The sequence below is a fragment of the Micromonospora sp. NPDC004540 genome (assembly GCF_040610095.1).
In the GTDB taxonomy this organism is placed as follows: domain Bacteria; phylum Actinomycetota; class Actinomycetes; order Mycobacteriales; family Micromonosporaceae; genus Micromonospora.
This window is the reverse complement of the sequence record NZ_JBEXLR010000190.1, coordinates 1-3,660: the sequence shown is the minus strand read 5'-3', so window position 1 is coordinate 3,660 and position 3,660 is coordinate 1. Positions and strand designations below refer to the sequence as shown.

Below are 3,660 nucleotides of genomic sequence, written 5' to 3'. Positions count from 1 at the left end.
CCGCCGCCCGCCACCGCCCCCGGATCGAAGTTTTTCATCGCCTTGTCGCGCTCCAGGGTCGGCCCGGTCGGCACCAGCGCCAGCAGGGACGCGGGCACGGCGAGCGGAGTCACCTCGCCGTAGCCGAGGGCGCTCTTCGCGTCGCCGGAGGCGGTGCCGAGCGGGTAGCGGACCCCCTGCGCGGTGATCAGGTAGACCGTCGAGCCGGCCGCGGGCTTGCCGCTCTCCCCGGCGGTGGCCTGCACCAGCACGCCCTTGCCGCCGGGCAGCAGCACGCTCTCGGCGGTCCGGACGGCGTCCCGGCCGCTCTGCCGCGCGGGCACCCCGGTCGCCGCGGTCAGCTCGGCCGGCGGCTGGTCGAAGACCTCCAGGGTGGTGGTCGGCTGGCCGGCCGGTCCGGAGCGGTACGTGGCGCAGAGCACCGTCCGCCCGGCGCGGACCTCGTGCAGGGTGGGCAGCCGGACGGGCAGGCCCTCGGCCTCCAGCCGCTGGTCGGTGAGGAGCTGGCCGGCCTGATCCGGCGTGATGTCGGTGACCTGGCCCCCGCCGCCGAGCAGCAGCAGCGCGGTGACCTCCCCGATCGCCACCAGCCCCTGCTTGGCCAGCACGTAGTACTGCCCGGCGGCCCGGTAGACCTGACCGACCCGGGCCGGGCGGTCGCCCACGGTCAGTCCGCTCGGGTCGCCCTCCCCGTCGATGGTCGGCTTGCGCAGCGCCGGACCGACCGGCACCGCGTTGAGCAGTTGCTGCCCGACCGTGAGGGTGGCCGCGCCGGCCATCTTCAACGCCACGAGCGCCTGCTCGTCGCCGACCACCTGGAGCCGGGCGCCGCCGGTGAGCAGGTAGCGCGCGTCGTTCGTCTTCACCAGGACCGCCCGGTCGGTGAGCGGGGTGCCGCCGGCCAGCGGCCGGTCGATCACCAGGCGGGTGGTGGAGCGCTGCGGGTCGTTCGGGTCGGGCACGTCGCACACCGACCAGGGGAGGCCCACCAGCGACTTCCTGTCCGGCACGTCGTCCGGGGCGCCCACGATGCCGACCGCCTGGCCGCGTGGCCGGTCCTTGATCGAGGCCTGGGACATGGTGCGGACCGGCGCGGCGGCGTCGTCGAGGATGAGCCGGGCCGAGGCGTAGTTGAGCGTCGGGTGCAGCACCTTGTCGTCGGCGAAGACGTAGGTGGCGCCGGTCTCCCGCTCGATCACCAGCGTGTTCGGCTCCAGCGGGGCGGAGTTGCTGGTGAACTGCCCGTACGCGCCCGCGCCGCCGAGCACGACGGCGGCGGCGATGACGCTGCCGAACACCGCCATGCCGAGGCGCCGCATCGGCAGGTCGTTGGTCTCCGGGTCGCCGGAGAGCAGCGCCGAGACGATCCGGCGGGTGACGAAGCGGTACGCCTGCACCTGATCGCGGCGGGTCCGCATGACTAACCTCCGGCAGGGGTGGGTCCGCGACGATCAGGTCCGAACTACGCCGCGGGCTTCCCTACGATAAGGGGCCGTCGACGGTTCACCGGGACCCCGCCCGCCCCCCGGCGACGCACCGCACCGGCGGATGCCCAGGATGTCCAGAAGGGACGCTCACCGATGACCCAGGTCCAGGCGCCACCCGGTCGTACGGCCACCGCCCCCGCCGTGCCGGCGGACCGACCGGTCACCCCGGCCGACAAGCGCCGGCGCGGCCGGCTCGGCCCGGTGGTCGTCGGCCAGCTCGTGGTGCTGGAGTGCGCCGCGCTCGCCGTCTGGTTCGCCACCGGCGGCCCGTCCTGGCTGCTCGCCACCGTCGCCGGGCTGGCCCTGCTGGCCGTGGTGGCCGCCTTCGCCCGCCGCGGCGGCCGCTGGTGGTACGAGGACCTGATGCTCCGCCGCCGGCTGCGCCGCCGCCGGAGCCGGGCCCGGGGCGCCGCGCCGGCCGGCGACCCGCGGCTGGCCGCGCTCGCCCCGGAGCTGTCCGTCGTCGAGCTGACCGAGCGCGGCACCCGGCTCGGCATCGGCCAGGACGACCGGGGCTGGTTCGCCGCGGTCGCGCTGACCGGCCGGCCCGGCACGCCGGCCGGATCGATCGAGGCGGCGGTGGTGGACCGGGCGCTCGCGGTGCTCGCCGACTTCACCGGGCCGGTCACCCAGACGCAGGTGGTCTCGCACACCCTGGTCTGGTACCCGGCGCCCGGCGCGCCCCCGGCGGCGCACCGCACGGTCTGGGTGGCGCTGCGGCTGTCGGTCGCCGACGCCCGCGCCGAGACCGTGAGCCGGGGCGGTGGCATGCGCGGCGTGCACCGCACGGTCGCGGCCGGCATCGGCCGGCTCGGCAAGGTGCTCAACGCCGCCGGCCTCGGCCACCGGGTGCTCGGCCGGGACGAGCTGCACGCGGCGGTGGTCTCCGGCGCCGGGCTGGACCTCGCCCCGGAGTCCCCGGTGGAGAGCTGGACCAGCCTGCGCGGCGGTGGCTGGACGCAGCGCTGCCTGGCGCTGCGGGTCCGCCCCAACGGCTCGCTGGGCGCGCTGGTGGACGCGGTGACCGCCACCTCCGCCCCCTCGCACACGGTCGCGGCGGTGGTGCTCCCGAGCGGCCGGCAGGTCCCGCCGTTGCTGCGGGTGGCGGCCATGGACGGCCACGCCGAGGCTCTGGTAAAGGTGGTCCGGGACGTGGCCCGCCGCTCCGGCGTGCCGGCCCGCCCGCTGGACGGCCAGCACGGCCCGGGCGTCTACGCCACCGCGCCGGTGGGCAGCGCGATGGGCACGGTCACGGTCGAAGGTTGACGATCCAGCCGTAGAGGCCGCAGACCCAGACGGCCAGCGGCACCAGGGCGACGATCAGCAGGATCTCGACGATGTCCAGGGTGCGGCCCCAGACCGGCGAGATCCGCTTGCCCGCCACGGTGAGCCCGTAGATCAGGCTGATCACGGTCAGCACCAGCAGGCCGCCCAGGATCAGCCCGAGCCGGACCGGGAGCGAGCCGGCGCCGAAGGTGGCCGCGGCGGCCAGCCCGAGGCCGAGGGTGCCGGCGAGGAGCACCGGGGTGCGCTGGCCGCGGCCGAGGAACGGGCGGGCCCGCAGGAGCGCCAGCAGGGCCAGCACCAGGCAGAGCAGCACCGCCGGCAGCCGGCCGTTGTCGGCGAGCACCAGCTCGCCGCCGAGCACCAGCACCGAGACCGTCCAGAGCAGACCGGTGAGGAAGGCGTCGGCCCGCTCGCTGTTGCGCAGCACCTGCGGGCCGTCCACCGACTCGGTGTCGCTCTTCAGGTCGTCCGGGCCGGTCGGGATCGACGGCACCGGCAGCCGGGCCAGCCGGTAGGAGATCATCGGCAGCGCCGGCAGGGCGCCGAACGCGACCGTCGCCACCACCGCCGCGGCGGCCGCCGCGCCGATGCCGAAGGCCAGGCAGAGCGCCGCGCCGAAGCCGACCGCCACGCCCACCCCGACCGCGCCGAGGAAGAGCGGCAGCCGGTCGCCGACGGCCAGCGCGGCGACCGCGCCGAAGAGCACCACCGCGGTCGCGGCGAGCAGCACGTGCGGGCTGGCCAGCTCGCCGAGCTTCCGGTCCCCGGCGAGGACCAGCAGGCCGCCGATCGCGGCGTAGCCGAGGCCGCCCATGGCGAGCACCGCCCCGGTCCGGCTGTCGCCGGCCGCCCGGGAGAGCACCGCGGCGCTCACCAGCAGCGCGAC

General features: G+C 76.6%; 3 protein-coding genes. 1 reads left to right on the top strand and 2 read right to left on the bottom strand.

What is annotated here, in order from left to right; genetic code table 11:
• On the bottom strand, positions 1-1,418 hold a 1,418-nt coding region (gene eccB / locus ABZV78_RS31505), incomplete at its 3' end, for a type VII secretion protein EccB (RefSeq protein ID WP_355644469.1).
• Between the two features lie 162 nt (positions 1,419-1,580).
• On the opposite strand from eccB, the gene ABZV78_RS31500 reads away from it, so the two are divergent.
• The gene (locus tag ABZV78_RS31500; protein WP_355644467.1) at positions 1,581-2,753 is read left to right on the top strand and encodes a type VII secretion protein EccE; all 1,173 of its coding nucleotides are present in this window, start codon (positions 1,581-1,583) and stop codon (positions 2,751-2,753) included.
• Here ABZV78_RS31500 and eccD read toward each other — a convergent pair.
• Positions 2,737-3,660: type VII secretion integral membrane protein EccD (gene eccD, locus ABZV78_RS31495; RefSeq protein ID WP_355644465.1), on the bottom strand; the 924-nt coding region annotated here is incomplete at its 5' end. The genes ABZV78_RS31500 and eccD overlap by 17 nt on opposite strands.